Source organism: Lysinibacillus sp. FSL M8-0337 (assembly GCF_038593855.1).
GTDB classification, from domain to species: domain Bacteria; phylum Bacillota; class Bacilli; order Bacillales_A; family Planococcaceae; genus Lysinibacillus; species Lysinibacillus sphaericus_D.
The window spans coordinates 1480392-1506925 of record NZ_CP151996.1 but is presented as its reverse complement, the minus strand read 5'-3'; the positions used below and the strand labels follow the sequence as shown (position 1 = coordinate 1506925).

The 26534-nt window shown below is 38.6% G+C and carries 32 protein-coding genes; 16 read left to right on the top strand and 16 right to left on the bottom strand.

Annotated elements, in window-relative coordinates; all coding sequences use genetic code 11:
- Positions 1-37: 37 nt before the first annotated feature.
- Positions 38-1072: an AbrB family transcriptional regulator gene (locus MKY08_RS06970; RefSeq protein WP_069511833.1), complete on the bottom strand. Its 1035-nt coding sequence runs from the start codon at positions 1070-1072 to the stop codon at positions 38-40.
- A 315-nt stretch (positions 1073-1387) separates the two neighbouring features.
- Here MKY08_RS06970 and MKY08_RS06965 point away from each other — a divergent pair, with 315 nt between their 5' ends.
- The 7 genes from MKY08_RS06965 (at position 1388) to MKY08_RS06935 (ending at position 5292) form a co-directional block, all read left to right on the top strand.
- Complete coding sequence (locus tag MKY08_RS06965; protein WP_256093168.1) at positions 1388-1621, top strand: hypothetical protein; 234 nt, start codon at positions 1388-1390, stop codon at positions 1619-1621.
- Complete coding sequence (locus tag MKY08_RS06960) at positions 1596-1838, top strand: LytTR family DNA-binding domain-containing protein (RefSeq protein WP_256093169.1); 243 nt, start codon at positions 1596-1598, stop codon at positions 1836-1838. Before MKY08_RS06965 ends, MKY08_RS06960 begins: the two co-directional genes overlap by 26 nt.
- A 1-nt stretch (position 1839) precedes the next feature.
- A complete protein-coding gene (locus MKY08_RS06955; RefSeq protein ID WP_069511835.1) occupies positions 1840-2244 on the top strand; it encodes a DUF3021 domain-containing protein in 405 nt (134 codons plus the stop codon).
- A 6-nt stretch (positions 2245-2250) separates the two neighbouring features.
- On the top strand, positions 2251-3186 hold the full coding sequence (locus MKY08_RS06950) for an ABC transporter ATP-binding protein (RefSeq protein WP_069511837.1): 936 nt from the start codon (positions 2251-2253) through the stop codon (positions 3184-3186).
- The gene (locus MKY08_RS06945) at positions 3170-4045 is read left to right on the top strand and encodes an ABC transporter permease (RefSeq protein WP_069511839.1); all 876 of its coding nucleotides are present in this window, start codon (positions 3170-3172) and stop codon (positions 4043-4045) included. Before MKY08_RS06950 ends, MKY08_RS06945 begins: the two co-directional genes overlap by 17 nt.
- Before the next feature lie 130 nt (positions 4046-4175).
- Complete coding sequence (locus MKY08_RS06940) at positions 4176-4931, top strand: DUF2087 domain-containing protein (RefSeq protein WP_069511841.1); 756 nt, start codon at positions 4176-4178, stop codon at positions 4929-4931.
- A gap of 16 nt (positions 4932-4947) precedes the next feature.
- The gene (locus MKY08_RS06935; RefSeq protein WP_069511843.1) at positions 4948-5292 is read left to right on the top strand and encodes a GIY-YIG nuclease family protein; all 345 of its coding nucleotides are present in this window, start codon (positions 4948-4950) and stop codon (positions 5290-5292) included.
- Positions 5293-5314: 22 nt separating this feature from the next.
- Here the strand turns inward: MKY08_RS06935 and MKY08_RS06930 are convergent, their stop codons facing one another.
- The 8 genes from MKY08_RS06930 to MKY08_RS06895 form a co-directional block, all read right to left on the bottom strand.
- Positions 5315-5671 carry an MmcQ/YjbR family DNA-binding protein gene (locus MKY08_RS06930; RefSeq protein ID WP_069511844.1) on the bottom strand — a complete coding sequence of 119 codons (357 nt, stop codon included), beginning with the start codon at positions 5669-5671 and terminating at the stop codon, positions 5315-5317.
- 110 nt (positions 5672-5781) lie between these two features.
- Positions 5782-6597 (bottom strand): YitT family protein, encoded by an 816-nt coding sequence (locus MKY08_RS06925; RefSeq protein ID WP_069511846.1) that lies wholly within the window; start codon positions 6595-6597, stop codon positions 5782-5784.
- A 110-nt stretch (positions 6598-6707) separates the two neighbouring features.
- Positions 6708-8009, bottom strand: a complete 1302-nt coding sequence (locus MKY08_RS06920) for a M48 family metallopeptidase (RefSeq protein ID WP_069511848.1) — start codon at positions 8007-8009, stop codon at positions 6708-6710.
- Between the two features lie 583 nt (positions 8010-8592).
- Positions 8593-9399, bottom strand: coding sequence for a hypothetical protein (locus MKY08_RS06915; protein WP_069511849.1), 807 nt, complete (start codon positions 9397-9399; stop codon positions 8593-8595).
- On the bottom strand, positions 9396-10487 hold the full coding sequence (locus tag MKY08_RS06910) for an MBL fold metallo-hydrolase (protein ID WP_069511851.1): 1092 nt from the start codon (positions 10485-10487) through the stop codon (positions 9396-9398). Before MKY08_RS06910 ends, MKY08_RS06915 begins: the two co-directional genes overlap by 4 nt.
- Positions 10480-12141, bottom strand: coding sequence for an iron ABC transporter permease (locus MKY08_RS06905; RefSeq protein ID WP_069511853.1), 1662 nt, complete (start codon positions 12139-12141; stop codon positions 10480-10482). Before MKY08_RS06905 ends, MKY08_RS06910 begins: the two co-directional genes overlap by 8 nt.
- Positions 12142-12273: 132 nt before the next feature.
- Positions 12274-13305 (bottom strand): ABC transporter substrate-binding protein, encoded by a 1032-nt coding sequence (locus tag MKY08_RS06900; protein WP_069511854.1) that lies wholly within the window; start codon positions 13303-13305, stop codon positions 12274-12276.
- Positions 13302-14267, bottom strand: a complete 966-nt coding sequence (locus MKY08_RS06895) for an ABC transporter ATP-binding protein (protein WP_069511856.1) — start codon at positions 14265-14267, stop codon at positions 13302-13304. The genes MKY08_RS06900 and MKY08_RS06895 overlap by 4 nt, the downstream gene beginning before the upstream one ends.
- Before the next feature lie 137 nt (positions 14268-14404).
- Between MKY08_RS06895 and MKY08_RS06890 the strand changes: the two genes are divergently transcribed.
- The 6 genes from MKY08_RS06890 to modB all read left to right on the top strand — a co-directional run bounded on the left by MKY08_RS06890 (position 14405) and on the right by modB (position 19184).
- Entirely contained in the window at positions 14405-15301 is an 897-nt protein-coding gene (locus tag MKY08_RS06890) for a LysR family transcriptional regulator (RefSeq protein WP_069511858.1), read from the top strand.
- Positions 15302-15517: 216 nt separating this feature from the next.
- The gene (locus MKY08_RS06885) at positions 15518-15973 is read left to right on the top strand and encodes a PTS sugar transporter subunit IIA (RefSeq protein ID WP_069511861.1); all 456 of its coding nucleotides are present in this window, start codon (positions 15518-15520) and stop codon (positions 15971-15973) included.
- On the top strand, positions 15973-16236 hold the full coding sequence (locus MKY08_RS06880; protein ID WP_069511863.1) for a PTS sugar transporter subunit IIB: 264 nt from the start codon (positions 15973-15975) through the stop codon (positions 16234-16236). The genes MKY08_RS06885 and MKY08_RS06880 overlap by 1 nt, the downstream gene beginning before the upstream one ends.
- A gap of 88 nt (positions 16237-16324) precedes the next feature.
- On the top strand, positions 16325-17593 hold the full coding sequence (locus MKY08_RS06875; RefSeq protein ID WP_069511865.1) for a PTS ascorbate transporter subunit IIC: 1269 nt from the start codon (positions 16325-16327) through the stop codon (positions 17591-17593).
- A 151-nt stretch (positions 17594-17744) separates the two neighbouring features.
- Entirely contained in the window at positions 17745-18527 is a 783-nt protein-coding gene (modA, locus tag MKY08_RS06870) for a molybdate ABC transporter substrate-binding protein (protein WP_069511867.1), read from the top strand.
- Complete coding sequence (modB, locus tag MKY08_RS06865; protein ID WP_069511868.1) at positions 18528-19184, top strand: molybdate ABC transporter permease subunit; 657 nt, start codon at positions 18528-18530, stop codon at positions 19182-19184.
- Between the two features lie 289 nt (positions 19185-19473).
- Here modB and moaD read toward each other — a convergent pair whose 3' ends face one another.
- Genes moaD through MKY08_RS06840 form a run of 5 tightly spaced genes read right to left on the bottom strand, consistent with a single transcriptional unit; the run spans position 19474 to position 22986 of the window.
- Entirely contained in the window at positions 19474-19707 is a 234-nt protein-coding gene (gene moaD / locus MKY08_RS06860; RefSeq protein WP_069511871.1) for a molybdopterin converting factor subunit 1, read from the bottom strand.
- Entirely contained in the window at positions 19704-20183 is a 480-nt protein-coding gene (locus MKY08_RS06855; RefSeq protein ID WP_069511873.1) for a molybdenum cofactor biosynthesis protein MoaE, read from the bottom strand. The genes moaD and MKY08_RS06855 overlap by 4 nt, the downstream gene beginning before the upstream one ends.
- Positions 20164-20703 carry a molybdopterin-guanine dinucleotide biosynthesis protein B gene (gene mobB / locus MKY08_RS06850; protein ID WP_069511875.1) on the bottom strand — a complete coding sequence of 180 codons (540 nt, stop codon included), beginning with the start codon at positions 20701-20703 and terminating at the stop codon, positions 20164-20166. Before mobB ends, MKY08_RS06855 begins: the two co-directional genes overlap by 20 nt.
- Complete coding sequence (glp, locus tag MKY08_RS06845; RefSeq protein WP_069511877.1) at positions 20667-21956, bottom strand: gephyrin-like molybdotransferase Glp; 1290 nt, start codon at positions 21954-21956, stop codon at positions 20667-20669. Before glp ends, mobB begins: the two co-directional genes overlap by 37 nt.
- Positions 21957-21969: 13 nt before the next feature.
- Positions 21970-22986, bottom strand: a complete 1017-nt coding sequence (locus tag MKY08_RS06840; protein WP_069511879.1) for a thiazole biosynthesis adenylyltransferase ThiF — start codon at positions 22984-22986, stop codon at positions 21970-21972.
- Between the two features lie 100 nt (positions 22987-23086).
- Between MKY08_RS06840 and MKY08_RS06835 the strand changes: the two genes are divergently transcribed.
- The 3 genes from MKY08_RS06835 to moaC are packed head-to-tail and all read left to right on the top strand — an operon-like array spanning position 23087 to position 24643.
- On the top strand, positions 23087-23581 hold the full coding sequence (locus MKY08_RS06835) for a MogA/MoaB family molybdenum cofactor biosynthesis protein (RefSeq protein ID WP_069511881.1): 495 nt from the start codon (positions 23087-23089) through the stop codon (positions 23579-23581).
- Positions 23578-24168, top strand: a complete 591-nt coding sequence (locus tag MKY08_RS06830) for a molybdenum cofactor guanylyltransferase (protein WP_069511883.1) — start codon at positions 23578-23580, stop codon at positions 24166-24168. The genes MKY08_RS06835 and MKY08_RS06830 overlap by 4 nt, the downstream gene beginning before the upstream one ends.
- Positions 24161-24643 carry a cyclic pyranopterin monophosphate synthase MoaC gene (gene moaC / locus MKY08_RS06825; RefSeq protein WP_069511885.1) on the top strand — a complete coding sequence of 161 codons (483 nt, stop codon included), beginning with the start codon at positions 24161-24163 and terminating at the stop codon, positions 24641-24643. Before MKY08_RS06830 ends, moaC begins: the two co-directional genes overlap by 8 nt.
- 47 nt (positions 24644-24690) lie before the next feature.
- Here moaC and moaA read toward each other — a convergent pair whose 3' ends face one another.
- Positions 24691-25707, bottom strand: coding sequence for a GTP 3',8-cyclase MoaA (gene moaA, locus MKY08_RS06820; RefSeq protein ID WP_069511888.1), 1017 nt, complete (start codon positions 25705-25707; stop codon positions 24691-24693).
- On the bottom strand, positions 25708-26526 hold the full coding sequence (gene fdhD, locus MKY08_RS06815; protein ID WP_069511890.1) for a formate dehydrogenase accessory sulfurtransferase FdhD: 819 nt from the start codon (positions 26524-26526) through the stop codon (positions 25708-25710).
- Between the last annotated feature and the right edge of the window lie 8 nt (positions 26527-26534).

Genomic DNA, 26534 nt, shown 5'->3' with positions numbered 1-26534 from the left:
TGTTCATCGCTAACGCATGAGCAATCTTTTTTATTCTCTAATCATGAACTTTCACCTTTTTGACAAACACCTTTACCAACGGGACAAGAAAGACAGATACTATCAATACCCTAAATAACTGAAAAGCGGTCACAATAGTTACATTTGCATGTACAGAAGCCGCTATAATGCCCATTTGATCGAGTCCTCCTGGTACAATACTTAAAAATCCTGTACGGAAATCAAGGCTATACAAATGTTTCATCACAAAAGATAAAACATAAGCAGAACCGATAAAAAGACTTGCTGACGCAAAAGCATAAAATACATGCTTCTTTGATAAATGTAAGTCTTCCTTTTTCAATAAAAGACCAATATAAATACCGATTACTAGCTGTGCTATATGCAGAAATGATAAGGGCATCTTTGGCACAGCAACTTCTGCTATATTCAACCCCATTAATAAAAATACCGGTCCTAACATATAGCCTGTTGGAATTTTCACCTTTTGAGCAAGCCACCCTGCTAAGCCGCAAATAAGTAGTAAAGTTAGCAACTGCCAAGAAAAGACGCCATCTACCGTGACAAGATTTTCACCAGTGCCTGTCACCATTAGTGGCACAAAGCCAACGATTAAAAGGACTCGCAATACCTGATAAAACGTAATGACAGCCATATTCATATTGCCTTGCTCCTCGGCAAATGCAATAATTTGTGTCATGCCTCCTGGTACACAGCATGTAAGCGCAGTGGAAAAATCTAAATCTGTACGCCTTGCAACTAAAAAGCTGATGGCAAAAAATAAAAGAGTAAAGATTATATTTAGTACAATTATACTGCCTAAAAACTGTTGTATATCCTGTATGGCTTCTTTAGTAAATGCAAATCCAATGGAATAGCCCGCCACGATTAAACCAATATTGCGGAAATAACGATGCCATCGTAACTGTATGTTTGTAAATAACTGCACGCAAAGTACAGCGGCAATAGCCCCTAACAACCACGGCATTGGTATATGTAAAAGTTGAAATAAAAGCGCTCCTAACAACCCTATACAGAGTGTTATGAACATCTGCTTATAAAATGTAAACATTGCTAGCAACCCCTCAAGAATGAATAGTTCTATTATGACGTGAACATCCCCAATTTACTACTCACGCCTTTTATCCGTGCCAGACACCAAAACAATTTTGAATATTCAGAAATCAATAAATGCAATGGAAATAATTGATGGTAGTTGCCGTTATTGTATAAATCTTACCTGTTAGTCATTAATTTTTACCACTTATTAAACAATTTGCCTTCGCTAAAAATTTCTATGCTACATTAATATTAAGCTGATTCAGTACATAAATGCCCTTTTCTTTTACGGGAGATGAGGTAATACGATTACCAAAGGAGGCCTCCAATGAAAATTCATTTAACCATTAATAGTGCGCTAGAAGAAACAGAGATTCATATACATGCAAAAGAATACAACGAACATATTGAAAAATTGATGAAGCAATTACAAGCAGTCCAAACAACCATGCTTGATGGCTATTTACAACAGGAAATTCATCTAATCAAAATCACAGATATTTATTCGATTTATGCTGAAGGTGCAAAAGTTTTTTTTGCAGACCGAGGAGCAAGAATTTGAGTCCAAACGCAAGTTATATGAGCTAGAAGCCCAATTAGCAAAAGACTTTGCAAGAGTCAGCAAATCGACGCTCGTCAATATCAATAAAATTTCATCTATTCAAATGGGTAAAATTGGCGCAACAGAGTTACTACTTGAAAATGATGTATCCATTCATGTCAGCCGAAAATATTTAAAAGAATTAAAACGCCAATTAGGGATCGGGAGGGAATTATAATATGAAAATATTACGCATGATGATAATTGGACTACTGATTTCACTAAGCTCATCCTACATTTTAGTAACATTAAGTGTTATGTCGAATCATTCAACAATAGTAGGAGCAGAACTTTTCGAACAAATAATCATTGCCGCCATACTTGGTGTTGTAATAGGTTCACTATCCCTCATCTTTGAAATAGAACGGTTAGCATTTGCTATTCAGCTCATTGTGCATTTTATTGCCGTGACATGTTGCGTAATGATTGCTGGTTATTTTGGGCGTTGGTTCGAACATTCAAGCATACTGTATGTGATCGTAGCGGAAATTATCATTTACTTCATCGTATGGTGCATTTTATATGTCTTGCAAAAAAATGATATTGAAGAAATCAATCATGAAATCCAAAAAAGAAAGGAATAGACGAATATGACATTTGCGATTCAAGTTGACCACTTACAAAAGCACTATGGCGAGCATTTAGCCGTAAGAGGAATTTCTTTCAAGGTGGAGCAAGGCTCCCTCTTTGCATTTTTAGGTGCTAATGGTGCCGGTAAATCGACAACCATCGAAATTTTATGTACATTACTACAAAAATCTAGTGGTACCGTTACGATTAACGGCTATACACTGGATGATAAATCTCATAATGCCAAAATACGCAAATCTATCGGCGTTGTCTTTCAGCAAAGCCTCCTAGATGAACGATTAACCGTTCGAGAAAATATCCTGCACCGCGGCAAAACATATGGCTTATCGAAAGCACAGCTGACAAAAAATTATCAATTCGTCTCGACCTATTTACACTTAGATGATATAGAACTGCAAAAATACGGGACATTATCAGGCGGACAAAAAAGACGCGCGGATATCGCTCGGGCACTTATTCATCGGCCACAAATTTTATTTTTAGACGAGCCCACAACTGGTCTAGACCCCCAAACACGCCAATTTGTTTGGCAAGCAATCAAACAACTTCAGGCAGAAACAAATATGACCGTATTTTTAACAACACACTATATGGAAGAAGCTGCCGTGGCGCATCAGGTGATAGTGTTAAAACAAGGTCGTATTGTCGCTGAAGGAACACCTGATGCCTTAAAAACAAAATATGCCTATGACCAGATGGCACTTGTATTTCATGATCGTTCATTAGGGCTGAAGTGGCTGAAGGAAAATACCTTACCGTACACAGAAAAGCTAGGCATTTTCTATGTTCGAGTTAGCTCTACACTGATAGCACTTACACTTTTAAAAAGTGCCGAGCCCCTATTAGCCTCTTTTGAAGTCATGAAGGGCACAATGGATGATGTCTTTATTCATATCATGGCACAAGGAGATGGTACAAATGGAAGCAATGATTAGCTTAATACAGCGCAATAGTAAAGTTTTTAGAAGAGATAAAACACAAGTCTTTTTCTCCCTGCTTTCCGTCATTATTGTGATTGTTCTTTACGCAATTTTTCTCCAAAAAATGCAGGTGGATGCGATTGAGCAAGTAACAGAGGCTACTCCTAAGTTGATTACAATGGTCAATGAATGGCTTGTTGCTGGTCTATTATCAATGATGGCGGTTACAACAACCTTAGGTGCATTTGCCATTGCGGTGCGCGATATGGAGTCAAAAGCAACTGCAGATTTTCTAACAGCCCCTATTTCTCGTGCAACGATTCATATGAGCTATGTATTGAACGCTTTTATCATCGGCTGTCTGTTCTCCTTCGTAGCTCTAATAGGCTGTGAGATTTTCATTGTGTCAACTGGCGGGGAGCTCCTTAGTTTTAGCGCCTTCATCAAAGTACTTGGCATACTTTTATTATCCGTACTCCTTGCGAGCGTATTTAATATGTTTCTTGTACTATTTGTTAGCACGCAAAGTGCCTTTTCTACTTTAAGTACAATCGTTGGTACAGTACTCGGGTTTTTATGTGGCGTTTATGTCCCTGTGGGCGTCCTCCCTAGCTTTGCCCAACAATTAATCATGTATTTTCCAATTAGTCATACTACATTACTATTGCGAAATGCCTTTATGGAAAGCTCGATTGCGAACGTGTTTGATGGCGTTCCTACGGAGCATGTGGAAAGCTATAAGCTGAATTACGGTATTATTTATGAGCTTAATGGCCATGCTGTTAGCCTAACTACAAGTTATATAATTATTTTAATAACTATTGTTCTACTTGCTCTATTATCAATTATTATTTTCAAAAAGAAAAATCACTAGTTTCATTGAAAATACACATCGACGACAATGCGATGTGTATTTTTTATTGCTTTTTAACAAACGTTTTGTTATTTTAAATATAAATAAGCAAACAAAAATTAAATACGTTTGTTTTTAAGGAGGTTTCACAATGGATCTAAACCAATTGTTTTGGCAGGCTTCTATCGAAGATATTAAACAAGGCTACACGGATGAAGATACACACTACACTTGCCTTCTTTGTGGAGAGAAAATTGAAAAAGGGATTATATATCCACATGAAAATGTCCTGTATGAAGCAAAAAAATTTATGCAACATCATATTTTGACAACACACCAATCCGTTTTTCACTACTTAAATGGATTAAATAAAAAAATGACAGGCTTAACGGACCATCAAAGCCATATTCTGCGTTTATTTTATGAAGGTAAAACCGATCAGGACATTAAAGAAGAGCTTGCCATTGGCAGTGCCACAACGATTCGTCACCACCGTTTTGCCTTAAAAGAAAAAGAACGTCAGGCTAAAACATTCCTTGCCATGATGGAACTATTAAAAGAACAAGGTCAAAAGGAAGAACCATTTGTCCCTATTCACAAAACAGCTACGATGGTGGATGATCGCTATAACATCACCTTGGCCGAAGAACAACAGCTACTGGCTAAATACTTCCCTCATGGCATTGGGCAGGAGCTTGTCCGCTTTCCAAAACGAGAAAAGCATAAAATTGTTGTGCTCCGCGCCATTACAAAGCTTCTCGATGAGTCAACACACTATACAGAAAAGGAACTTAATGCAATTATCCAGCCGATGTATGAGGATTATGTACAAATTCGTCGCTATTTAATTCAATATGGATTTATGGATCGTCAGGATGATGGTAGTGCATATTGGGTAAAAAAATAAGAAAGTAGGGTTATGAATGGACCACAAAAAAGAATTAAAGGAACTTTATAAAGAAATGAAAATTGAAGCAGGCGTTTTTACCATGACGAACAAACAAAATGGCAAAGTGTTTGTTGGTAGCTTCAATAACTTAAAGCGCCTAAATGGCTTTCAGTTTATGCTAAAGACAAATACGTATACAAATAAAGCGTTACAAGCAGATTACATTACATTTGGTACGGATGCCTTTCAGCTCGAAGTAGTGGAGTACTTGAAGCAGAAAGAAGAGGGATTTTTTGATGCCAAAAAAGAACTCGAAAAGCTTGAACAAAAATGGCTTGAAAAGCTACAACCTTATGGTGAACAAGGCTATAACTCTTGAGAATTATTTTCGTGACTGGCACTTAAATGCCTATTTCCTTTTGTGCTTTTTTTGTTAGCTTTTCGAATACGAGCTCATAGGAATGCTGAATTAAATTTTCAAGTAACTCGTTCGGAATATTGGCATCTAAATAAATAGAATTCCAGTGTGTTTTGTTCATATAGTAACCTGGAATAATGCCTTCATAGGTTTCTCTTAATTCTTCTGCACGACTAGGTGCACATTTTAACGTAATAATCGGTTTTCTCGTTGCATCTCCGCCCATCATGGCAAACATTTTGCCACCGATATGATAGCGATCAGCCTGCCATTCGTCCTTGTAATCATGCGTTGTGCCACGAAGTTTTAAACAATACGTATGAATAATATCTTTTTGCATATTTACTCCTTTCTTCAAGCTCAAAAATTTAAAAACACACGTTCGATTATAGTATAATCAATTACGTGTGTTTTTAAAATACATTTTTTCCAAATGATTTAACTTTTCTATCATTTAGAACCGCGGTCAAACATACCAATCACTTCTGTTGTTTGCAAAATATTCACAAACGCTTTTGCATCTACTTCTTTTATTAGGCTTTTCACTTCAGCCAGCTGATAACGTGTAATGACGGTAATCAGCACTTTTCGCCCTTCTCCTGAATAGCCACCTTTCGCATCCATCATCGTAATCCCTCGATGCAGTCTAGTTAACAGTTGTTGTTTCACATCCTCACCGTTGCTAGTAATAATCATTAGCGTCAGTTTAATATTACTCGTATGGATGGTATCAACAACTTTCCCAGTGGCATATATCGAAACGAGTGTCAGCAAAGCGGCATCCCAACTAAAAACAAAACCTGAAATCGCTACTACGACCCCGTTCATAGCTGAAATAAGTACCCCCAATGGAAAATCCCTTTTGCGACTCAACAGCATCGCAATAATATCAAAGCCACCTGAGGAACCAGACGCACGAAAAATCAGACCTACACAAAGACCAACAATAACACCACCAAATAAGGAAGCTAAAATCGGTTCCTGTGTTGCCTTATAAATTGGAATAATTAACAAGGCGATAGACATTACTGCAACTGAAAGAATGGTATAAGCAATAAAACGTTTCCCTAACTTCATCACACCTAATATAAGCAAGGGCAAGTTTAATAAAAGATTTAACACACCTGTATTCAACGGCGTTACGATGCCAAGCATAATGGCAATCCCACTTAATCCACCACTTAAAATCTCATGCGGTATTAATAAAAAATTATAAGCAAATGCCATTAAAATGGATGCAAGCGTTATAATAACAATATTGCGCATAAACTCCCCTACCATTCTAAAACGAACTAATTTTGATCAACTTATCGTTAGAATACCCAATTTATTCGCCTGAAAAACCTCGGCAATTGTGGATTATTTTACTTCCATCATTACCTCGTTTTTTTCTGTTCTTCCTTGATCGGCTTTTCTTTGATTGGTTCTTCCGTTTCCGCTACTTTCATAATGCGGTCAAGCATGGTTGGATGCGTATAGCGGAACCATTTCACAAGAAGCGGTGGATTCACTTCACTTAATCCTGATATGGTAAGCTTTTGGAATGCGGTTACAGCTGCCTGACGATCGTCCATCATTGATATGGCATATTGATCGGCTCGTGTTTCCTGATATCTTGATATAAAATTCGATAAAGGGCTCGAAGCAAATAATAAAAAGGATGTAATAAGTAAAAATAGTGGCAAAGAATTGATGTCACTTATTTTTGTAATTTTTAATGCATGTCCGTAACGGGCTATTACCCACCGCATAATTTTCGCTGTTATCCAAAGCCCGACTAAGGTCATTAATAAATAACCCGCAATGCCAAAATAAATATGTTTCTCAACATAATGCCCCATCTCATGCGCCATGATAAATAAAATTTCATTATCTGTTAAACGATTTAACGTCGTATCCCACAGCACAATTCTTGAATTACTACCAATACCCGTCACATAAGCATTTAATGCATTGGTCTTTTGTGCCATATTCACTTCATACACATGCTCTGCCGGAATATCAGCTTGTTCTGCTATTGCTAATATCTTCGTTTCTAGTTCCTTGTTTTTTAGCGGATAAAAATCATTGTATAACGGATCAATCACAACGGGCTGAATAAACATTACAAAAATCGTAAAGGGAATCGTTAATATCCACGCATATAGCCACCATCTCTTGGCACTCTTTTTCATAAGCCAATAAAGAACAGATACGATAATAAAAGTCATGCCAAAGTTAACCCAAAAATCAATGACACCATCACGCATCCAAGACGGAAAAGCTTGAGTGCTAATGCCATAGCTTTTACTTAAATAGTAACGATAGTATTCAATTGGAAAAAGGACTACATACAGCAAAAACGATAATAAAAATAAATAGGCAGCATTTTGTAACAGCTTCCTTTTCGTTTGGGACGTCGAAACTTTTTCAAAATAGCGAGAAACACCCATTAACAAAATTACAATATAAGCAAGCCATTCAAATGGTGTTACTACAAAAAATAAGAAATTTCGTATTTTCGAATATTCCAGACTTAAGTTTAGTTCTTTTTCAGACATAAACATAACTGGGTCCGCAACGGAGCCTTGAAACGCTCGCGGTATTGTGCCACCACCACTATGAAATATATACCAATACATGCCCAGAACGTAGGCACCAAATATTAGTAGTGCCACAACTCCCATTTTTTTCGCTATGTTATTTCCCCCTTACTCCACACAAAGTTCGTCCTATAGTAAGTGTAAGCTAAATTAAAAAAGTTAGAACAAAGTTTATAGGTTTTATTTTCACTCTTTGACCAATTCACTCCATAGTCAACACGATATTTATTACCTACTAGGTTGTTCCTTATCCATACTTATTTTAAAGCAGCTAATTAACCTAAAAAAATTCCGTGACGTCTCACGAAATTTTTTTATAATCCGTATTAACAATATTATTGCAGGTCCTCGTTCTTCGCGGGTATTTACCTTGTTCCGCGGGTAAAACCTCTTACTTCGCGGGTATTTCACTTTGTTCCGCGGGTAAAACCTCTCATTTCGCGGGTATTTCACTTTGTTCCGCGGGTAAAACCTCTTACTTCGCGGGTATTTCACTTTGTTCCGCGGGTAAACGCTCACTTCGCGGGTATTTCACCTTGTTCCGCGGGTAAAACCTCTTACTTCGCGGGTATTTCACTTTGTTCCGCGGGTAAAACCTCTTACTTCGCGGGTATTTCACTTTATTCCGCGGGTAAAACCTCTCATTTCGCGGGTATTTCACTTTGTTCCGCGGGTATTCTTATTGCTCCATTACAAAGGCTGTTTTTCCACGTTGATCCGCACTAAGATATCCAACTGCTGCTAGCTGATCATGCCATACTTGCTCAATTACTGCAGCTTTTGTGGCGTCGTCTTCTTTAGTAGATAGTTCTATCATAACATCCCCTTGATAATGCCAAACCTCAATATCAGCCTCGTAGCCTGCAAAGCTTCCTTTATAGGTTGTTGCATTGGCAGGCCCATACACGATGGCTTGCGCTAACGTGTTGTTATACCATGTTGCCGAATCCCAATTTAAAATTTTCTTTGGAACATTATCTAAAATCATTTTTTTCGCAGCATTCACATCCACTGCATCGAAAGATACTTTAGTCGTTGCTTTTAATGATTCTTTGCGACTAATTGTAAATGTACGATTTCCACCCTTAATATCCATTTCAAACTTATAGTTAGATTCATCCCCTGTAAAGCCATGGCTTTTTGTGATTGCTAGTGCTTCGTCAAGCGGTGTATTAAGAAATCTCTTTTTATACGTAATATCGATTTTCGTGCTATCTTTATAGACACGTAAACGGTTGTTATAGTCTGCATTTAAAAAATCTTTATTATTTGTATCGAAATAGTAAATCTTTACCTCATCTTTTTTCGTTGCTGCAAAAAGTTTTAAAATGGCTGATTCATTAAATAAATCCGTTCGCAAATTATATTTAATCTCATGACTAGGCTCCATTGCTGCTTTCGCTTGTACTGTATTCAATAGGCCAAGCGTGCCCAGTACCATGGTCATTACGACCAATTTCAGTGCAATTCTTTTAAAATGATTCATCCTATATCCGCCTCTTTTCCGATTAAAGTTAATAGTGTTGTTTCTTCATTTGTAAAATGGCTGTGAAAGTAAATGGTTTTCTCAGCATTTATGTGCTTGGACAGTGCAATAATATCCTTATAATCCGGATGTGTTTTGTAAAAAAACTGTTTTACTTGATGGGGTGCTAATGGTTGAATATAACAAGCTTTATTAAAGTATCCTGTAAAGATCACAATTGCTGATGGACTATTTTTGAATAGTTGCGATATGGTTGCTTCATCTCGTTCTGGAACAAAATAAATAGCATTTTCCTCCACAGTCTTCTCTTGTAAGCATTCACTTCTAAACAACGGCAATATCGGAGTAGATACCACATTTTCAGGTGCTGCATAGTAATCTTCAAACAATGGGAAAAACTGATGATCAATACACACTTTTCTTGTACTATGCGCAAAAAGATAAATCGCAATATCAGCCGTTTTACCTGAAAAGGAAGAAGGGAAAATAATCGGTCTACTATCGTTCGTACAAATAAACTCCACTATTTGTTGCAATACTTCTTCATTCTTAATGGTCTTTTCAACATGCCCACTATCGATAAACGCGACGTTATACTTCCCACAATCCTCATACGGAAGATTCGCCTTTAATAGATAGGAATCCAAAACATAATCTCCCGAAAAAAATATCACCTCCCCCAAAAATCGAATGCTGTACCAAACACTTCCTATTAGATGCCCACTAAAGCCCCATTGAAAAGAAAGATGCTGATTAATATGTAACCAATGACCAATCGATCTTGGTGAAAAGGTTTTAATGTTTGGATAAGTGCGTTTTAATTGTTTTGCTGTCATCTCACTCATAATTAGTTGACCCTTGTAACCCCACTGTTCCAGTAAAGGAAGCGCGCCGACATGATCAATATGCGAATGAGAAATAAACACAGCATCAAGTTTTGCCATATGAGCGGGAGTTAAAGTGGGCATCGTTTTTTCTCGATTATTCATGACACCACAATCAAGTAATATCGCTCGTCCGTCCTTTTCGAGATAAAAGCAATTTCGTCCGTACTCTCCAACCCCTCCTAAAATCTCTACATTAAGCACGTACATGTCCTCCCCATCTTTGAAGCCAATTTAATAGGAACATAAAAACAACTGTCATCCCGACTGTAATAACTGCAACAGCCATTCCTATCCCAACATTACCTTGTTCAAATTGGCTATAAATAAACGTTGCGCCTGTCTCAACTGATGGAGGCAAAATAAGGAGACCCGCGACTAGTTCGCGCATTGAAATAATAAATGTCATCATCATACCAGCAAGTATTCCTTGCATTAGCAGCGGGATGATGATAGCTCGATACACGTCCCAACTATTGCGTCCAAAAATCGCAGCTGATTGGAAAATAGATTGATCTAACTGTGATAGTGAGGATTTTGTATATTGCACAGCGTAGGGTAAGAACAGCACACAATAAGTTACAACAACCATTGCCTTTGTATTGTAAATAGTTGCTGGTAACCAAGGAGCATTCCAAAACATAATTAAGCCGACAACAAAGACGATACCAGGAATAATATTCGGCATAAGACTAAAGAAATCTAATAGTTGTTGCTTTTTCGTTTCTCCCTTTTTAATGTAAAGGGCAATAAATAAACCAATTATCGCTGTAATAACTGCTGTAAGTATTGAAAAAACAACGCTATTTAAAAATGCCGTTAAGCCAGCGCTACCACTAGTAAAGACAGCCTGATAAGACGCTAATGTGAAATTGCCTGCACGTAAACCGTCTCCCCTTACTTTTTGTAGCGAGGTTACAATTATTGAAAAGTAAGGAATACCGATTGCAAACAATAAAACAAATCCTACATAAAACCATGATCCCAATTGGATAAACCATTTATCTTTTCTTTCACGAGCAGCGGGCGTTTTTCCTGAAAGTACGCTATATGTAAACTTTCGTCCGATAAGATTTTGGAAATACCAGATAATAAGACATACGGAAAGCAAAAATACAGAAAGCGATGTAGCCATTCGAATATCTACAGGCCACCTTGAAAGATAAGCGTGAATTTCTGTCGTAAAAACTTGAAAACCGATTCGGCTTCCAAACGTTGCAGGTGTCCCAAATTCCGCTAGCGTTTTAATGAAAATTAACAATATCCCAAGACCATAGCTAGAAATCAGTAACGGCAGTATTACTTGTAGCCAGTTGCGCAAAGAGCTACGTCCGAAAATAAGTGCAGCATCCAAAAAGGAACCATTTATTCTAAGCAACGTATTTTTCAACATTAAATATAAAAAAGGAAATAGATGTAGACTCATAACCATGACCATGCCAAATAAGGAAAAAAAGGCATCTGACAACCAAGCCGTGCCTGGCACTAGTTGCTGTAAAAATCCATTATTTTGCATAAATAATATCCATCCCATGGAACCGATATAAGGGGGTGTCATAAAAGGAATCGTTAGGACAATATCTAGCCAATCATATTTTTGTAAAGTTGTTTTCGTGCGAATGAATGCCATAGGGAATGCTAATATCGTCGTTCCTAAAATAACCAATACACCTAATAATAAAGAGTTGCCCAAAGTCTGCCATAATCTTTCATTAGCAAACATGCTACTAAATTGTGAAACATCAACTATACCATCACGAACAAATGTATAATACATAATGGCTATTAATGGTGCGATCGCAAACGTTGCGACAATCGTCAATAACAAGCCAAAACTTCGTCTACTTTCCATTATCATGTTGCATCATTCCTTTCATAGAACAACATTTTTTGAAAAATTCGCAATAGTCAGTATTAAAAAGTTATGACTGACCAATAGCGAATTTTTCACAGGCAGGATGAATGCATCATCAAGAAGGACGCTTACAACTTAACGAAAAATATCATTGAACTTCGTTAAAATATCAAGTTGCTTTGCTTCTGAACCTTTCCAGTTCACATTTAACTGCGGGATTTCATCCAATGCTGCGCGATCTTTTACAGCTATATCATGATTGCCAGGTAGTAGATAAGCATCTGCCACTAGTTTTTGTCCTTCATCTGAAAGTAAAAAATTAACATAGGCCTGCGCACCTTCCACATTTTTAGCATCTTTCATAATGCCTACTGCTCGCGGACTAACAACCGTTCCACTCTTCGGATAAACAATTTCTACTGGTTCCCCACTCGCTTTCGCTTTATACGCCATATAGTCAACACCTGAAATGGTTGCATTTTTATCACCTGTAATAACAGCATCCAATGCTTCCTTATTGGCTCCATTCACTTGTAGTCCATTGTTTTTCCATGCTTGGATTGTATCCCATGCCGATTTTTCCGCTTCTGTATAACCGTAAATAAAATCAACAGCAGATCCAGACAAACTTGGATCAGGAATATTTATTTTACCTTGCCACTGTGCTTTAGCTAAATCTGTCCATTCGCTTGGTATGTCTTTCGTATTTTTCGTATTGTAGGCAATGCCTAATGCCGATGCGCTATAGCCATAGTAATAGCCTTCTGCATCTGACCAATCGGGGTTCATTTTACTAGCATTTTCGGTTTCTTTGTAACTTTGTAATTGATTGGCTTCCTTTAATCCATCCATTGATGCAATAGAAGCTAGCACAACGACATCTGCGACAGGATTATTTTTCTCTGCTTCTAAACGAGATAAAATTTTGCCCGTTGTCCCTTGAAACATCTCTACTTTTATGCCCGTTTTTTCTTCAAAAGCTTGTTGAATATTTGCTGCCAAGCCATCAGGACCAGCAGAATAGACGGTTAGTGTTTGCACTTCAGTTGGCTTAGCACTTGCTGCATCATTGTTAACACTGTCTGCCGATTTATTATTGTTACACCCTGCTAATGTTAATGCCACAAGAAAGCCCGCTGTTGCTAATAATTTGAAACGTTTTTTCACTGTAAACCCTCCAATTGATAGATTTGTTTAGTATCCACAAAAACTTCCAGTTGCTGTCCGTGTTCAAGCGGTACAGCTTCATAAAAGCTCCATTGCTTCCCTTCAACTTGCGCATGTACTAAATAGCGATCTCCAACAAAAGTACTTTTCACAATCATTGCCTGTTTCGCAATAGCACCAGGATATTGTTGTCTCGAGACACCCTCTGGACGTACAATTCGATTCCCTTTACCGAACCAATTGACCTTCCCTATAAAATCCGCTACATAAGGTGTTGCCGGCGTATGATAAATTTCCTCAGGTGACCCAACCTGCGCAATTTTGCCTGATTCCATCACAATTATTTGATCTGACATCGTCATGGCTTCTGTTTGATCATGTGTTACAAAAATAGCTTGGCAATCTAGTTCATGAATAATATGCATAATTTCATCCTGCATTTTTTCTCTAAGTACGGCATCCAACGCTGATAATGGTTCATCAAATAAAATTAACTTTGGATTCGTTGCCAGTGCCCTCGCCAGTGCAACCCGTTGTTGTTGACCTCCCGATAATTGTCCCGGCTTACGATTTTCATATCCTTCCATCTTCACTAACCGCATTACATACGCTACTCGCTCTGCTATTTCTTCTTTTGGCATCATTCCTTTTAAGCCGAATGCGATGTTTTGGAAAATGGTCATATGAGGCCATAATGCGAAATCTTGAAAGACCATGGCAATATTGCGTTTATTTGGTTTAACATTTTTGTGAAGCTTAGACGAATAAATGATTGTGTCATCGAATGCAATTTCACCATTTGTTGGCTTTTCAAGACCAGCTAGTATTTTCAATAAAGTCGTTTTCCCACAGCCCGATTGGCCTAAAATTGTAATGAACTTACTATCTAATTCCACATTAATGGGCCATAACACTTGTGCTTGTCCATAGTTTTTCTCTAAGTTCGTTATTGAGATTTTCATGGTATCCTCCTCGTCTATCTCTACTATAGTTTCCAGATATTTAGAAAATATTAACCTACTATTAATATGTCGTTAAAAAAAATCTAATAAACTTAAGGAAATGCAATACTTTTTCGAATTTCCTTTAGGAGGCTAAAATGAATCATCTGAAATTACAGGCATTTTGTTTACTCGTCGATTTTAAAAAATTAGCTCCTGTCGCTAAAGCGCTAGGTATTACGCCGCCTACGGTATCCTTTCATATTCGCTCGATTGAAGAAGAGTACGGGGTACGTTTGTTTCGCACAAATGCGGGTGGCTATCGTTTAACAGAAGCTGGAGAGGGGCTCTATCACTACGCAAGACAAATCGTCCAACTACAAAACGATATGAATCGTTTCATTGAAAATTTATTAGCAGGCAATATTGGCTCCATTCGATTAGGTGCAAGTGCCGTACCTGCGCATATTTATATGCCTGAAATTATTAATCAAATTTCCACCGCATATCCTGACATCCGCATATCCTTAGAGGTAAAAACAGCACCTGAAATTGAAAAAATGGTAGCCCTGCAAGAACTAGATTTTGGTTTACTCATGGAAACAAAGCAAGAAAACCCAGCACTAATCTATGAGACAATTGGTGAAGATTCGCTTGTTTTAGCTCTAAGCCCTCGTCACGAACTGGCAGCAAAAAAGGACATCTCGCAATCCGATGTCCTTAAAAATAAAGTATTATTACATACTTCCTCCAGTTCAACTAATCATTTTATCGAAAAATGGTTGGACCCTTTCCAACCAGCATTTAATACAATTGAACTCGATTCTGTTAGTACGATTAAAAAAATGCTGACGTTTGGTAAAACCATTGCTTTTCTTTCCGTTTCCCTTATTGCGGATGAACTACAATCTGGCTTATTAATCAAAAAAGATTTAAATAATATTACGCTCAAACGGAAAATCCAACTGGTTTACCCGCAATCTAGACTAGACAATCAGATTGATGTATTTGTCAAAAAAGTGATTTACGATTTAGCACAAAAAATCAAAACATAAACCCGCTACAAGCGATGAGTCTCACAGCTTCAACCAACTGTGAGCTCTCCCTCATCTATCTGCACAAAACGACTTCCATTGGCATACCAATAATCACTTACTCCCCTTTTTAACATATTTATTAAAAAAATTCAGTAATCTGACATCATTACATAGTAAGCATTCATAACATGGATAGAAGACATGTTGTGCTCTAACGAAAGGAGGGATGACAAGTTGCTTACCGAGTTGCTTCATAGAGAAACTATCCAAATTACAAACGAAGTAGCCAACTGGCAGGATGCTATACGCTTTGCTGCTTCACCACTGTTACAGCAAAACAAAATAGAAAAGCGCTATATCCAAGCCATGATCGATTCCATCGAACAACACGGTCCCTATGTTGTACTTACACCTAAAGTAGCAATTCCACATGCGCGGCCATCTGATGGCGTAAACGAATTATCGATGAGCTTATTAGTTTTACAAAAGCCGGTATACTTTGGACTCGATAAAGCTGTGTATGTAATCATTATTTTAGCAGCTACGGATCATTCAACACATTTACAGGCGTTAGTCGATTTAACACAAGTATTACAAGAACCTAGCCAAATCGACAACATTATCGGATGCAAGCGTGCAGAATGCGTCATGGATAAAATAAAACAATATACAACAAAGGAGCGATTATAATGAAAATTTTAGTCGTTTGTGGAAATGGCTTAGGCAGCAGCTTCATGATGGAACTGAATGTAAAAAAGGCATTGCTAGAACTCGGCAAGGAAGCAGAGGTAACACATACGGATTTAACATCTGCAACTTCTGAAAAGGCTGATATTTATATTGGTGCAGGGGATATCATCGACCAACTAGATAATGGTGTGCGAAAAATTGTGCGTATCGTCAATATGATGAGTATCCCAGAAATCAAAGGAAAGCTTGCCCCACTATTGTAATGGACAATATGTTGCGCAGTTGTTGCTCTTACGTTTAGGTTTAATTTTCTCTTTACGCTTTTAAAATTGGATAGGATGAGGTGTTGGTATGTTAGATGTTATGATGAATGACATTTTAGGTACACCAGCAATACTAGTCGGCCTATTTGCTCTTGTCGGCTTACTAATCCAAAAGAAATCTGCTTCCACTGTTCTTTCAGGAACGTTAAAAACCATTATGGGCTTTGTCATTTTAGGTGCCGGTGCAGCCGTTTTAATTGGTTCTTTAACTCACTTTAGCAAAATGTTCGATCATGCCTTTCAGGTGCAAGGAGTTATCCCCAATAATGAAGCCATTGTAGCTGCTGCACAAACGACCTTTGGCACATCCACAGCCTTGATTATGGTATTCGGGATGGTAATGAATCTTTTGTTAGCGCGATTTACGCCTTTAAAATATATTTTTTTAACTGGTCATCATACATTATTTATGGCGTGTTTAATCGCAGCTTCCCTCTCTGTTGGGGGGATGAGTGGTACTCCTCTTATTATTATCGGTTCTATAGTGTTAGGTTTATGTATGGTGATTTTCCCCGCCATTTTACAACCTACCGTGCGTCAAATAACAGGGAATAATGACTTTGCAGTTGGACATTTTGGCAGCATTGGCTACTATGTATCTGCTAAAATTGGTCAACTATTTGGCAACAAAGCCAAATCAACTGAAGCGATTGCAGTACCTAAATCACTTGGATTTTTAAGAGATACATCTGTTGCCATTTCCTTGACAATGAGCTTATTTTTCATTGTTGTCGCTTTATTCGCAGGCCGTTCTTATATTGAAGCGCAATTATCCGGGGGATCGAACTTCATTGTTTTCGCGATTATCCAAGCGATTACCTTTGCAGCGGGGGTCTATATTATCCTTGCAGGTGTTCGTATGCTGATTGCAGAAATTATTCCTGCATTTAAAGGGATTGCTGATAAACTCGTACCAAACGCTAAGCCTGCTTTAGATTGCCCGACAATTTTCCCATTTGCACCGAATGCCGTTATTATCGGCTTCCTCTTTAGCTTTTTAGCTGGCTTATTGTCCATGTTTGCCCTCCCACTGATTGGGCTTAAAGTTATTGTACCTGGCCTAGTGCCACATTTCTTTACAGGTGCTGCGGCAGGTGTTTTCGGTAATGCAACGGGTGGTCGTATTGGCTCCATGGCAGGTGCATTTGCTAACGGGATAATCATTAGCTTTATCCCAGCTATCTTGCTTATCTTTATGGGGGATATCGGCTACGAAGGAACAACATTTGGTGATTCTGACTTTGGCATCGTAGGCATTATTATTATTAATATTTTAAAATTATTTGGTGCAGTGTAAGCATATCACTTCAAAAAACTCGTTCTGACATGCAGAACGAGTTTTTGAATTATCAGAATTGTTTGGGTGACTGGCACGACTATCTTTTTTACTTGGCACTGATTATAATTAGTTATGTCTTGTTATAACGAGTTATAAAAGGAGTAAAATAGTGAAAAACTTTTATCGTTTATTTGCGGCACTGGCTCTACTAGTGGGTTTATTAGTAGCTTGTGGTAACCAAGAAAATGAAGGGACTGCAAACGAACCTGTTGAATTAACGATTTCTGCGGCAGCTAGTTTACAGGATGCCTTAGAAGAACTTAAAACAACTTATGAAAAAGAACACGATTCGGTCAAAATCCTCTATAACTTTGGCGGCTCTGGTGCATTGCAACAACAAATTTTACAAGGTGCACCGGTGGATTTATTCTTTTCAGCAGCGGAAGATAAATTCGACGCCCTGGTAAAAAAAGAAATGATTGAACAACAGGGAACAGATCTTTTAGCTAATGAGTTAGTCTTAATCGTTCCTAAAAACAACGAAAAGCAAATCCATTCCTTTGACGATTTACTTCAAGCAGGAAAAATTGCGCTTGGCACACCGGAAACAGTCCCTGCTGGGCAGTATGGCGTCGACACGTTAAAAAGCATGCAGCTTTGGGAATCACTTGCATCTAAAGTGGTATATACAAAAGATGTGCGTCAAGTACTTACTTATACTGAAAGCGAAAATGTAGATGCTGGAATCGTTTATAAAACAGATGCCCTCGTCTCCGATAAAGTCGATGTCGTTGCAACTGCCGATGATGCGACCCATGCACCGATTATTTATCCTGTAGGCGTCCTAAAAGCGAGTAAGCATGGACAAGAGGCAAACGATTTTTATCAATTTTTACAAAGTGATGAGGCAATGAATGTTTTTATAAAGTATGGCTTTAAAGGAGCTCAATAAATGGGTACCGATTTTTGGTCTCCTCTTAGGCTTTCCATTGAAATTGCCTTTGTTGCTGGAATTACTGCTATTATAGTTGGTATTTTAATGGGTAAATGGATGGCAACCCGCCATTTTAAAGGTAAACTCTTGTTAGAAACAATCTTGCTTTTACCTTTAGTATTACCTCCTACTGTAGTTGGTTTTTTGCTCATCGTTATTTTTGGAAAAAATAGTGTATTAGGAAATCTTATTGTGTGGCTTTTTGATCAACCAATCATGTTCACATGGTGGGCTGCCGTTATCGCTTCTACGATTGTTGCCTTTCCATTAATGTATCAATCCGCTAAAACGGGCTTTGCCTCTATAGATAATGATATTGAAAATGCAGCACGTGTTGATGGGGCGAATGAATGGCAAATTTTTGTTTTTGTGTCTATTCCGCTCGCATTAAAGGCACTTGTATCTGGTGGAATTTTAAGCTTTACACGTGCTTTAGGCGAGTTTGGGGCGACCCTGATGTTTGCGGGGAACATTCCCGGAAAAACACAAACAACACCGCTAGCGATTTATATGGCACTTGATTCGGGTAACATGACGCTTGCTTGGACATGGGTTTTGTGCATGATTGCTATTTCCTTTCTAATGCTTCTTAGTATCCATTTACTAAAAGTATAAAAGAGGAAAGGTGTTAATAAATTTTCGCTATATGGAGAACTTAGCTATTCTTGCTTTTGCAAAAATAAAAAATAGAAGTGTTCACTAGTACTTGGCAGCGGAGCGGGAAATCCTGCTCAGAACAGCACACAATGTAAGACGCGAACAACAATTGCATAGCAAAAAAGTGTTAGATTTCAGGTTCAATCTAACACTTTTTCTCTTTTGCCCCAGCTTCTTTTTCATTGTACGTTGGATGAAAGCTACAGCCGATGCTCTCGTAGCGCTACACTCATAACTTAGTCTTTTATCATCCCCCGCTAATAGGTGGGATAAAGGCGATGGTATCACCCGATTTAACGATTGTCATATCGGTTGCAAATTCCTCATTTACTGCTGTCATTATTTGTTGTAATGATAGCTGCGGATACTGCTTTTCTAGCCACTCTTTTAACTGAGCAACCGTGACATCTGACAGCTCTACCTTGAGTTGTGATTCACCAACCAGTTCCTGTAAGTGCGCAAATAATAAGATGTTAATCACGCTTTCCTTTCCTCCCTCCGAATAACTGGTTTTCCTTGTGGATAGGGGATATTTTCTAATTGGTCACCAATCCATTCCGTCCCGTCCTCCCAATGCTCTTTTTTCCATATTGGAACAATTTGTTTAATGCGATCAATCGCATATTCATTTGCCATATACGCCACTTTACGATGTGGCGATGACACAGCAATAACAACAGCTATGTCTGAAATATCCAAGCGACCTACTCGATGGGTAATAGCCACTATCGCTTCTGGCCACTGCTCTTGTATTTCCTTTGCAATCTGTTCAAACATTTTTATCGCCATCGCGGGATAGGCTTGATATTCCAAATGCAATGTTTTTTTGCCATTTGTAATTTCACGCACTGTGCCGATAAATAGTGTAATGGCACCAGCATTTCGATTCATTACTTTTTGTCTAACTTGCTCAACATCAATCGGTTGATTGATAATTTCAAACAACGCTACCGTCATAGTCTTCCCTCATTTCTTTCAACAAAAATTCCATATATTTTCTTTCTTCATAAATTGAATACGCTGGGATTGTTAACGGTGGATCCAGTGGATAGTTCGGCCAATAAATAACACAAATAATATTGGTTAGTTGCTGCAATAGCACTTGGTCCTGTGCTGTTCGGAGTAGTACAACTTTTGGATAATGTTCCTGTTTATATCCTTCAATCAGCACGATATCCATCGAAAAGGAAGCATAGATTGCTAGAATTTCAGCTAATCGCCAGCTATTTTGGTGAATACTCATACGTAAAGTACCCTCCCCTTCCACAGCAGTAACAATCGCACCTGCCTGCTCATGCCGACTACTATCTTTGGACGTTTCGATCATTGGCACACCACCATGTCCGTGATGCTTGATTGTTCCTACTCGTAGCCCTTCCAGTGAAGCTTGTTTAATTAATTGCTCTATCAATGTTGTCTTTCCACTATTTTGATAGCCAACTATCTGTAAGATTTTTCGATGTTGTCCCAAGGCCATTCACTTCCTTGTAAATCTTCTAACAATAAGACTGCTACGGACATGCCTTTTTCATAACCTCTAGAACCACCTGGTAAAACGATAAAAGCATTAGCTGTCGCCAACGAAGAAACGGCACTCGATTTATCAAAACCAGATGGCACAGCGACTAGCTGCCCTGTTTCATAATAAGCTGTCGCACGCACAAATCGTGTAAAGGGATTCGGTTTTGTAAAATCTGCTCCTAATATAGCCTGCTCTCTGCGTAAGTGAGGTTGAGGATGACGATAGGCAGTGCGAATAATTGGACGTACAAATAGTTCAAAACCAACATAGCAGGCTGAAGGATTACCTGAAAGGCCGAACAACAATTTATCATTGCGAGCTGCGACTGTTGTTACACTGCCTGGTCGCATTGCTACTTTATTAAATAATACCTTTGCCTCCAGCGCCTGATAAATGGCTGGTAAATAATCATAATCACCTACGGAAACGCCCCCCGTTGTAATTAAAATATCAACTTCCTGTAATGCTTTTTCCACGATTTTAATACATAACGCCAAATCATCGCTAAACTTACCAAAATATTTGACTTCTGCACCAGCACGTTCAATTTGTGCCATCATCATATAGGCATTACTATTTCGAATTTTGCCTGGTTGTAAACATTCACCGGGCTCTAGTAATTCGCTACCCGTGGCTATCACGCCAATGACCATTTTACGATAAACCGGTACTTGCTCGTAGCCAAACGTAGCGAGCAAAGCCATTACACCAGGGTTAATATATTGACCTTTGTCAATAAGGATTGTACCCTGGTGTACCTCTTCCCCCTTATAGGAAATATTAGTCCCCGCTTCAAAAGAACGTTTAATCGACATATACTTTTGATGATTTTCTTCAAAAGTATTGGTTAACTCAAGCATTACCACCACATCACAGCCTTGTGGTATAGGGGCTCCTGTCATAATGCGAACAGCTTGTCTTTCCTCCACTACACCATCATAGACATAGCCTGCACCAATCTCGCCAACGACCTGAAATCGAACTGGCTTTTGTGAACAAGCTCCTTGACTATCAATAGAACGAATAGCATAACCATCATACGGTGAACGATCAAAAGCGGGTACATCTTGGTCGGCTCGAATCGCTTCCGCTATAAAGCGACCATGAGCTTGTGTTAATGGCACGAGCTCATTTTGTGCTTGAAAGGCATAGTCCATTACACGATGAACAGCTTCTGCCACAGGAATTGGTTGTCTTTTTTCTAGCATTTAGTACACTCCTTTAACCTAATAACCGATAGTAAATCGTTTTAGCTTTTTGTATATCTTGTATACCATGAATCACAACTCGCCCATCTTGAAAAATAACGATTCGATAATCGTCCGCTTGACAAGAAAGCAAATAAGGATTCATCTGAATTTCACCATAGGAACGAAGCTGATGTGCCAACTGCTCGAACTGATAGTAAATGGGCTTTGGTGGGCGAATTTGCACAGCGTCCCGTCCACAAAGTATTTGTAATTTCGTTTGATTTTCATAGGATAAATAAGGATATGTTGGCGCATTGCCGCAAGATGGACAATCAGCCTGTCTCATTTTATCGACATTGATTTCATAGTGTTGATTTTGCCAAACATCAAATGTTAAATAGCTTTTTCGTAGCGCTTTGTCATCTCCAACAAGCAGTTTTAATACTTCAGCCACTTGATATGCGGCAACGATTTGAACCGTTGGGCTAATAATACCTACCGTATCACAAGTTATCCCTGTTTGGGGTATTGCTTTTAATAAGCAGTGCAAACAAGGTGTTTTGCCTGGCACAATCGTATAGGTTGCGCCATAACTACCGACACAAGAGCCGTACACCCACGGAATTCGATACTTTTGTGCAAGGTCATTCATTAGAAAACGCACATCAAAATTATCAGTCGCATCAACCATTACATCTACATCTTTTAGCAATGGTAGCAAAGTCTCTATACATGCATCCATAATGGCAACATTGATTTCAACCTCTGTGTTAATTTCTTGCAGACGTTTTTTAGCTGCGATAACTTTTGGCATTTTTTCTTGGGCATCTTGCTCTGTATATAATTGTTGCCTTTGTAAATTACTCCACTCTACATAATCACGATCAATCAGTGTTAACTTGCCGATACCAGCACGTACAAGCGCTTCGGCACTAGCACTCCCCAATGCACCGACACCTATTATAAGGGCATGTTTTTGTTGGATCGATACTTGCCCAGATTGTCCGATAGGGGTAAATAATTGTTGTCTCGAATATCTATTTTGCATACATATGAGCCTTTCTTTCTATGAATATCGTTTGACCTTTTTATTTATAGCATTATAATAAAAGCAATGTTTTTTAGTAATTTTGAAGGAGGTCTTTACTGTGCATCCCACATATCATCAGCAACCCATTCAAGTTGCTCTTTTAACTGTCAGTGACACACGCACAAAGGCAAATGATCACGCTGGACAGCGTATTCAAACTTTACTTCAAGAAGCAACTTTCGAAGTAGTGGACTACCAACTCACAAAGGATGAACCACGGGATATCGCTCGTTATGTGAAACAATGGTCCAGTGACCCATCCATCAATACCATTATCGTAACGGGCGGAACAGGCTTTACACCAAGAGACCAAACTTACGATACCATTTTGCCTCTTTTCGAAAAGGAAATGATGGGATTTGGTGAGTTATTTCGAACACTTAGCTATGACGAAATTGGCCCAAGGGCAATGTTTAGTCGTGCCACTGCTGGGAGTATTCAACAAACAGCCATCTATGTTTTACCTGGTTCCACAAATGCGGTATCACTAGCTATGACGAAACTTATAGTACCCACTGTTCAACATTTTGTTGGTGAGTTGAATCGTCTATGAAAATTGCTGGTATTATATTAGCAGGTGGTCAATCCTCTCGATATGGTAAACCTAAAATGTTCGAGCTGTTTGCTGGGCAGCCTTTATACAAGCATAGTCTCATCGCTTTACAAAAAAATCAGCTATCCCCTATTATTATCGCTACAAACGCACAGTTACAACATCAGTTTGAGCAGGAAAACGTCCAATGGATTATCGACAAACAGCTACATCAAGGACCACTTTTTGCTTTACATCATATCATGACAGCCTACCCTGATGTGGCATGGTTTTTTGTCGTGGCTAGCGATATGCCTTATATGAATGCTGATTTTATCAAAAAAATGGTCGGTCGAATAAGTGACGATTATGATGCAATCGTTCCTATGCAGGCGCAAAAACATCAGCCATTAGCTGCATTATTTCGACGTACAGCTTTACCTAAAGCACAACAATTAACGAAACAAAACAAACGAAGTATGAAAGTACTGTTAGAGCAACTGCGAGTTTGTTACGTCCCCTTTGATGACGATGACACAACATTTATCAATATTAATGCACAACAAGACTGGTCTCAAACAAGGAAAAAGGAGTCTAATAATGAATAATTTTACACACTGGAACGAAGAAGGTCGCCCTAAAATGGTTGATATTTCAGAAAAAGAAATCACAACACGAACGGCCATTGCGCGTAGCACAATCACGTTATCCGATACTGTCTATGAAGCCATCCAACAAGGTGGCATTAAAAAAGGCGATCCTACACAAGTTGCCCAAATTGCAGGGATTATGGGGGCTAAAAAGACCGCTGATCTTATTCCCATGTGCCATCCCATCATGCTACAAGGCACGGATTTCCAATTTAACTATGAAAAAGTGGAGAAGGGCTATGAGCTGCATATTCAAGCTACTGTCAAATGCAGTGGGAAAACGGGTGTTGAAATGGAAGCCCTCACAGCCGTGACGATCGCTGCCTTAACTTTTTATGATATGTGTAAAGCAGTTGATAAAACGATGGTCATTAAAGATACCTATCTTGTTGAAAAAACGGGTGGAAAAAGCGGCACTTTTGTGCATAAATAAACAGAAAAATTCGGCATCACTTTGCCGATTTTTTCTGTTTTTTTGCACTACCCCCCAATATGAGACATTTCAATTTTTGTATTTTTCCTTGTTGTTATCGTTTGTTCATTGCGTTCATCTGAGTAACGATCGTCTCTTGTTTCCCATACCTTCGATATGCACTCGCGGATAGCGGCATCATCTTGTCCTGATCGTAACAGCTCTCTTAAATCTGTTCCCTCTGTTGCAAATAAACAAGTATATAAGGTACCTTCTGCCGAAAGACGAGCACGTGAACAATTGGAACAGAAGGAATCTGTAACGGATGAAATCACCCCTATTTCCCCTTGTGCATCTTGATATTGATAACGTGATGCCACTTCCCCTTTGTAATTAGGTGCTACTTGCTGTAACGGAGAAAATTGATGGACTCTCGCAATAATATCCTGCTTCGACACAACATCCTGTAAGTTCCAACCATTCGAATTGCCTACATCCATATATTCAATAAAACGTAAAATATGCTGTTTTTCTTTAAAATATTGTGCCATTGTAACAATATCCTGGTCATTCTTTCCTTTTTGCACAACCATATTAATTTTCACTTGTAAACCTGCTTCCGCAGCCTTTTCAATGCCCTCTAACACCGTTAATACCTTACCTCGACGTCCGTTCATCTCCAAAAACCGTTCATCATTCAATGAATCTAGACTAACTGAAACGCGAGTTAAGCCTGCTTGAGCCAATGCTGGTGCATATTTTTTTAATAAAGTGCCATTTGTTGTTAAAGCAATATCTTCTACACCTTCAATGCGGTGAATGCGTGCAATTAATGCTGGTAAATCACGACGAAGCAAGGGCTCTCCACCTGTAATTCGTATTTTTTTCACATTGAATGACGCAAATATTTTTACTAATCGTTCAATCTCATCAAAAGTTAATATTTTATTAGACGGTAAAAATGCATAATCTGGACCAAATACTTCAGCTGGCATACAATAGCGACAACGGAAATTACAGCGATCTGTTACAGATATTCTTAAGTCTCTTAAAGGTCTATTGAATTGGTCTTGTAGAGCCGGCATTTAATCTCCTTCTTTCCGTGCATTCTGGGCTGGTAGTAGGATGCGTTGTGGCTGTGTATAAATATTCAGAGCTTGTTGTCGGATAAAACCTACCGTTGTAATGCCAAGCTGCTCGGCTAATTGCAATGCCAACTCAGTTGGTGCTGATTTAGATAGCACGATTTCACAGCCTATTTTTGAGACCTTTAGTAAAATTTCTGACGATAGTCGTCCACTAAAGACGATAATTTTATCTTGCATACTGATATTGTTGCGCAGACAATAGCCGTAAATTTTATCTAATGCATTATGACGCCCAATATCCATGCGACTTAAGATAATGCCATTGACATTACATAGTGCAGCATTGTGCACACCACCCGTTTGCTTAAAAATGTCTGCACCTTCCTGCATATCATGCATTAAACGGAAGCAATCCTCGGTTGTGATTTGCACATGCACATCGTCCATTTTTTTCGCCACTAATGCATCATTCGTAAAAACAAATCCTTGTCGACTCATACCACAACAAGAGGTAATATAGCGTTTGTTTTGCGTCTGCTGGTAATAGGGATTAACATGTTTTGTTTTAATATGCACAAAGCCTTCTTTTTCTTGGTGCCAAATTTCCTCAATATCATCAAAGCTACGAATAACTCGTTCGGAAGCTAAGTAGCCAATAACCATATCTTCCACATACTCTGGTGAACATACCATCGTGACAAATTCTTGCTGATTGATTTTGACAGTTACAGCGTATTCTGTGACGATTACATCATCTATTTCTTTTACTTGCTGTCCTTCAACGCGCATAATTTTCCTTGTGATTGCTCGTTCCATAAGGCATC